Source organism: Streptomyces sp. SID5785, assembly GCF_009870065.1.
GTDB lineage: Bacteria > Actinomycetota > Actinomycetes > Streptomycetales > Streptomycetaceae > Streptomyces.
This window is the reverse complement of sequence record NZ_WWIA01000334.1, coordinates 1-6,026: the sequence shown is the minus strand read 5'-3', so window position 1 is coordinate 6,026 and position 6,026 is coordinate 1. Positions and strand designations below refer to the sequence as shown.

Here is a 6,026-nt window from a genome sequence, read left to right as displayed (position 1 = left end):
CCACCACCGAGGACGCGGCGACCGAGCTCGGCGTCTCCGCCGCCACGATCCGGCGCGACTTCGACCAGCTGGCGGAGCAGCAGATGCTCGTGCGCACCCGCGGCGGCGCCGTCGTGCACGGCGTCAGCTACGAGCTGCCGCTGCGCTACAAGACGGCGCTGGGCGCGGCCGAGAAGCAGCGCATCGCGAAGGCGGTCGCCGAACTCCTCGCGCCCGGCGAGGCGGTGGGCCTGACCGGCGGCACGACGACGACCGAGGTGGCGCGCGCCCTGGCCGTCCGCCCCGACTTCTCCTCCGGTACCCCCGCGCTGACGATCGTCACGAACGCCCTGAACATCGCGAACGAACTGGCGGTCCGCCCCCAGTTCAAGATCGTGCTGACCGGCGGGGTGGCCCGCCCGCAGTCGTACGAGCTCATCGGCCCGCTCGCGGACGGGGTGCTCGGGCAGATCACGATGGACACGGCGGTGCTGGGCGTCGTCGGGCTCGACGTCACGCACGGCGCGTCCGCGCACGACGAGGCGGAGGCGGCGATCAACCGCCTGCTGTGCGAGCGCGCCGAGCGTGTCGTGGTCGCCGCGGACTCGAGCAAGCTCGGACAGCGCGCGTTCGCCCGGATCTGCGACGTGAGCCGGATCGACGTGCTCGTCACGGACACGGCGGCGGACGCCGCGACGCTGGCCCGGTTCGAGGAGGCGGGCGTCACGGTCGTCGCCGTCTGAGCGGACCTGCTCCGATCTCCGGGAGGCGCGTGGCACGCGGGTGCCACGCGCCTCTCGCGTACCCGCAGGAGCCCACAGAGTGCGGCGCGCGCGGGGTCGGCACACCCCACGCGCGGGTCGGCGCCGTCCCGCCGGTCAGGTCACACGCGGCACACCTTGTCCGGACCCGGCAGGCACCCCTAACCTGAGTTTGTGCCGCTATTGAACAAACCAGGGACCGTCAACGCCGACGTCCCCCGCAGCGCGCCGCTGACGCGGCTGCGCATCGCCCTGACCGTGTTCTTCGCCCTCGACGGGTTCGTCTTCGCCGGATGGGTGGTCCGCATCCCGGCCGTCAAGGCGCAGACCGGCGCCTCGGCGAGCCAGTTGGGGCTCGCCCTGCTCGGGGTCTCGGCCGGCGCCGTCGTGACGATGATGCTGACCGGACGGCTGTGCAGCCGGTTCGGCAGTCACACCGTGACGGTGGCCTGCGGAGTGCTGCTCCCCCTCACCGTGGCACTGCCGCCGCTGACCCACAGCCCGCTCGCGCTCGGCCTGGTCCTGCTGGCGTTCGGCGCCGCGTACGGCGGGATCAACGTCGCCATGAACAGCGCGGCCGTCGACCTGGTCGCGGCGCTGCGACGGCCGGTCATGCCCAGTTTCCACGCCGCGTTCAGCCTCGGCGGCATGGTCGGCTCGGGGCTCGGCGGGCTGGTCGCGGGGCACCTCTCGCCGACCCGCCATCTGCTCGCGATCACCGTGATCGGCCTGGTCGTCACGGCGGTGACCGCGCCGACGCTGCTGCGTCATCCGGCGCCCGCCCCACCCGAGCGGCAGCGGGCCGAGCGGCGGAGTACCGAACAACGGGGGGCCGAGCAGCGGGGGGCCGAGCACGCACCCGCCACGGGACGGGCCCGCGGGACGCGCGGCATCGTCCTCGTCTTCGGGCTCATCGCCCTGTGCACGGCGTACGGGGAGGGCGCCCTCGCGGACTGGAGCGCGCTGCACCTGGAGCAGGACCTGCACGCCCACCCGGGCGTCGCCGCCGCCAGCTACGCGTGCTTCGCGGGCGCCATGACGATCGGCCGGCTCAGCGGCACCGCCCTGCTCGAACGGCTGGGCCGGACCCGCACGCTGGTGGCCGGCGGCGCGACCGGCGCGGCCGGGATGCTGCTCGGCGCGCTGGCCCCGTCGGTGTGGGTCGCCCTCGTCGGGTTCGTGATCACCGGACTCGGACTCGCCAACCTCTTCCCCGTCGCGGTCGAACGCGCGGGAGCGCTCGCGGGCCCGACCGGGGTCGCGGCGGCGTCCACCCTCGGTTACGGCGGCATGCTGCTCGGACCGCCCGCGATCGGCTTCATGACGGACTGGTTCTCGCTGCCCGCGGCCCTCACGAGCGTGGCACTGCTCGCGGCGGTCGCGGCGACGATCGGCTTCGCGACCCGGCGGGTGGCGGTCACGGAGTGACGGGGCGCGGGGCGCGGGCCCCGCGTGAACCGGGTGAGCCGCGCAATCCCCAGGAACCGGCGATCCGGTGTTCCGGTGTTCCGGCGTTCCGGCGGCGGGTCCGGGTAGCCCTTCGTCCGGTGGGCGGAACGCCGGTGACCTGGGGGCGCCGTACACGGCACACTCGCCGCATGGACATCGCCGAACACCTCCGAGCCCTCGACCGGGAGGGCCGCGCACTCGCCGACGCGGCCGCGCGGGCGGGCACCGACGCCAAGGTGCCCACCTGTCCCGACTGGCAGATCCGCGACCTGCTGCGGCACACCGGGATGGTGCACCGCTGGGCCACCGCGTTCGTCGCCGAAGGCCACACGGCGTACCACCCGGACGGCGGGCTGCCCGAACTCGACGGGGACGCGCTGCTCGACTGGTTCCGCACCGGCCACGCGCGCCTCGTGGACACGCTCACGCAGGCACGTCCCGACGTGGAGTGCTGGACCTTCCTGCCCGCGCCGTCACCGCTCGCGTTCTGGGCGCGGCGACAGGCGCACGAGACGACGGTGCACCGCGCCGACGCCGAGTCCGCGCTGTCCGCGGGGCCCGGGCCGGTCCCCGCGGACCTGGCCGTCGACGGCGTGGAAGAACTCCTGCTCGCCTTCCACGCCCGCCGCAAGAGCCGGGTGCGCTCCGACGAGCCGAGGGTGCTGCGGGTCAGGGCGACGGACGCGGACCGCGCCTGGACGGTCCGCATCACCCAGGACGCCCCCGTGACCGAGCGCGGCGACGCGGGCGCCGCCGACTGCGAAGTGGCGGGCAGCGCGGCGCAGTTGTACCTGGCGCTGTGGAACCGGGCCCCGATGCCGTCCGTGACCGGCGACGCCGCCGTGGCCGAGCTGTGGCGCGCGCACTCCGCGGTCACCTGGAGCTGATCACGGCCGCGCGGGCCGTCAGGCGCCGGACTCCAGCATCCGGCTGAGCACGGCCCGCTGCAGCGGCCGCACCTCGGCGTGCAGGTCCCGCCCCTTGGGCGTCAGACACACCCGGACCCCGCGACGGTCCTCGCTGCACATGCCGCGCACGACGAGCCCGTCCTTCTCCAGACGGCCGATGAGCCGGGACAGGGCGCTCTGGCTCAGATGGACCTGGCCGGCGATCTCCTGCACGCGGAAACCGTCGGACCCGTCCTGCGGCGCCCCCTCGGCGAGCACGTCGAGCACCTCGAAGTCGCTGGCGCCCAGCCCGTGTCCGTGCAGCTCGCGGTCGAGCTCGCACATGGTGCGCGCGTGCTTGGCGAGGATGTCCCGCCACTCGTCGACGAGGCTCGCACCGGCCCTCGTTCCCGACTCCTGTGCCGTCATAACCGCACCGTAGCAGAGAAATCCGCGTTTGTTGCATCGGAATTAAATGCACTTGCAGTCAATGCACATGCATGTAGTGTGCTGCGCATGACCTCTCCGCTCACCGACGCCCCGGCGTCCGCTCCGTCGTCCCCGGAGCCGACCGCACCGGTCACGTCACACTGGTCGCCCCGCCTGTGGGGCACCCTTCTCGTCCTCTGCGCCGCGATGTTCCTCGACGCGCTCGACGTCTCGATGGTCGGCGTCGCCCTGCCCTCGATCGGTTCCGAACTCGGCCTGACCACCGCGACCCTCCAGTGGGTCGTCAGCGGCTACATCCTGGGCTACGGCGGACTGCTGCTGCTCGGCGGCCGTGCGGCCGACCTGCTCGGGCGACGCCGCGTCTTCCTCATCGCGCTCGGCGTCTTCGCCCTGGCCTCCGTCCTCGGCGGGCTCGTCGACTCCGGGCCGCTGCTCATCGCCAGCCGCTTCATCAAGGGGCTCAGCGCCGCGTTCACCGCGCCGGCCGGCCTCTCCATCATCACGACGACCTTCGCCGAGGGCCCGGTCCGCAACCGCGCCCTGTCCATCTACACCACCTGCGCCGCCACCGGCTTCTCCATGGGCCTCGTCCTGTCCGGCCTGCTCACCGAGGCCAGCTGGCGGCTGACCATGCTGCTGCCCGCGCCGATCGCCCTGATCGCGCTGCTCGCCGGCATCAAGCTCATCCCGCACAGCGCGAAGGAGGAGAACCACCGCGGATACGACATCCCCGGCGCCGTCACCGGCACCCTGTCGATGCTGCTGCTCGTCTTCACCGTCGTCCAGGCGCCGGAGGCGGGCTGGGGATCAGCGCGCACGCTGCTCTCGTTCCTGGCCGTCGCCGTCCTGCTCACCCTCTTCGTCCGCATCGAGCGCCGCTCGCCCGGACCGCTGATCCGGCTCGGCGTCCTGCGCTCCGGCTCGCAGATCCGGGCCCAGCTCGGGGCGATGACCTTCTTCGGCTCGTACGTCAGCTTCCAGTTCCTCGCGACGCTGTACCTGCAGTCCCTGCTCGGCTGGTCCGCACTGAGCATGGCGCTCGCGTTCCTGCCGGCGGGCGCCCTCGTCGCGCTCTCCTCGACGAAGGTGGGCGCGGTCGTGGACCGGTTCGGCACGCCGCGGGTGATCGCGGTCGGGTTCGCGCTCATGGTCGTCGGCTACGCGCTCTTCCTCCGCATCAACCTCGACCCCGTCTACGCGGCCGTCATCCTGCCCACCATGCTGCTGATCGGCGCCGCGTGCGCCCTGGTCTTCCCCTCGCTCAACATCCAGGCCACCAACGGTGTCGACGACGACGAGCAGGGCATGGTCTCGGGGCTGCTCAACACGTCCGTGCAGGTGGGCGGGGCGATCTTCCTCGCCGTCGTGACGGCTGTCGTCACGGCGAACGCACCGGCCGGGGCCTCGCCGCAGGCCGTCCTCGACAGTTTCCGCCCCGGCCTCGTCGTGATCACGGCGGTCGCCGTGGTGGGGCTGCTCGTCACGCTGACCGGGGTGCGGGGCGTCCGACGGACCGAGTCCCTGATCGTGGCCCGCTCAACCCCGACCCCGACCCCGACCCCGACTACGGCCCCGGCCCGCGACTGACCCTCCCGTTCCGCCCACGTGCCCACGCCCCGTCGCCGCTCCACCCGGCGCCGGGGCGCAGGCACACCCTGCGGCCGCAGGTACTGGAACGATTCCCGGACCGGGTCCGGTGTCAAGGTCGTGGTCGCTGTGCCTGTCCCCGTGCCCGGTGCCGTTTTGCGTACGACCAGGTCACCGCGGTCATCAGGACCGGGATGGCGAACAGCGGGGCGAACGCGAAGCCCCAGACGGTCTGTGCTGTACCACTCGACATGTACGTCTCGCTCTCGGCGGTGAGAGCGACCACGAGTTGCCACAGTGCCGTCAGGACCAGGACGCCCGAGGCGGTCCAGGCCAGCGGGGCGAGGACCCTGGGGTGCAGCGGCCGCCACCGGTTGCTGACGAGCAGCAGCGGAAACAGAGCGGCCAGCTCGGCCAGGACGGAGAGGCCGACGACGTAGGCGATGCCCCAGCCCGGGATGTCGTAGACGTCGCGCAGCACCTGGTCGCTGTAGCCCACATAGACACCGGATGCCATGGCGATGCGCCACAGGCCGGACGGGACTGCGCACAGAGCGATGGCGTGGGCGGCGCGGCGAGCCCAGACAGGCGCAGGTGTGGAGCCGTGGAGAGGAACGGTCGCTGTCGTCATGACGTACATGCTGGCCCTGCACATGTCAGCGGTGCTTCGTCCGCTACGGCGAACCGTCTCCGCCCTGCGGATGAGGACGCACCCGCTGAGGGAGGACCTGAGGTGGCCTCAAATCGCCGGACACACTGGGGTATCCAACCGCCCGGCGATCGAAGGACATCGCCCCAACCCGGTGAACATTCGCGGTCACAGCACTGGCGACGACGCTGATCCCCTACCCGCACCGCTGGAGCGCAGAACGGCAAGCACGACCCCGCCAGGGGCGCGGGGAACTGCGCGACC

Annotated in this window: 6 protein-coding genes; 4 read left to right on the top strand and 2 right to left on the bottom strand. The window is 72.8% G+C overall.

Annotation, left to right across the window (positions count from 1 at the left end):
• The 3 genes from GTW43_RS10845 to GTW43_RS10835 all read left to right on the top strand — a co-directional run.
• Nucleotides 1–722, top strand: a 722-nt coding sequence (locus tag GTW43_RS10845; RefSeq protein WP_161301441.1) for a DeoR/GlpR family DNA-binding transcription regulator, incomplete at its 5' end; no start/stop codon positions are given.
• A gap of 201 nt (nucleotides 723–923) precedes the next feature.
• Nucleotides 924–2,168 (top strand): MFS transporter, encoded by a 1,245-nt coding sequence (locus GTW43_RS10840; protein ID WP_202501305.1) that lies wholly within the window; start codon nucleotides 924–926, stop codon nucleotides 2,166–2,168.
• 170 nt (nucleotides 2,169–2,338) lie between these two features.
• The gene (locus GTW43_RS10835; protein ID WP_161301439.1) at nucleotides 2,339–3,076 is read left to right on the top strand and encodes a maleylpyruvate isomerase family mycothiol-dependent enzyme; all 738 of its coding nucleotides are present in this window, start codon (nucleotides 2,339–2,341) and stop codon (nucleotides 3,074–3,076) included.
• Between the two features lie 18 nt (nucleotides 3,077–3,094).
• Here the strand turns inward: GTW43_RS10835 and GTW43_RS10830 are convergent, their stop codons facing one another.
• Nucleotides 3,095–3,505, bottom strand: coding sequence for a MarR family transcriptional regulator (locus tag GTW43_RS10830; protein ID WP_161301438.1), 411 nt, complete (start codon nucleotides 3,503–3,505; stop codon nucleotides 3,095–3,097).
• An 87-nt stretch (nucleotides 3,506–3,592) separates the two neighbouring features.
• On the opposite strand from GTW43_RS10830, the gene GTW43_RS10825 reads away from it, so the two are divergent.
• Nucleotides 3,593–5,113 (top strand): MFS transporter, encoded by a 1,521-nt coding sequence (locus GTW43_RS10825; protein WP_161301437.1) that lies wholly within the window; start codon nucleotides 3,593–3,595, stop codon nucleotides 5,111–5,113.
• Between the two features lie 112 nt (nucleotides 5,114–5,225).
• On the opposite strand, the gene GTW43_RS10820 is transcribed toward GTW43_RS10825, so the two are convergent.
• Entirely contained in the window at nucleotides 5,226–5,753 is a 528-nt protein-coding gene (locus GTW43_RS10820) for a hypothetical protein (protein WP_161301442.1), read from the bottom strand.
• Between the last annotated feature and the right edge of the window lie 273 nt (nucleotides 5,754–6,026).

Excerpts from the sequence above, each read along its gene's own strand:
- GTW43_RS10835 (WP_161301439.1), top strand. The coding sequence starts at position 2,339 with ATGGACATCGCCGAACACCTCCGAGCCCTCGACCGGGAGGGCCGCGCA.
- GTW43_RS10830 (WP_161301438.1), bottom strand. The coding sequence starts at position 3,505 with ATGACGGCACAGGAGTCGGGAACGAGGGCCGGTGCGAGCCTCGTCGAC.
- GTW43_RS10825 (WP_161301437.1), top strand. The coding sequence starts at position 3,593 with ATGACCTCTCCGCTCACCGACGCCCCGGCGTCCGCTCCGTCGTCCCCG.
- GTW43_RS10820 (WP_161301442.1), bottom strand. The coding sequence starts at position 5,753 with ATGTACGTCATGACGACAGCGACCGTTCCTCTCCACGGCTCCACACCT.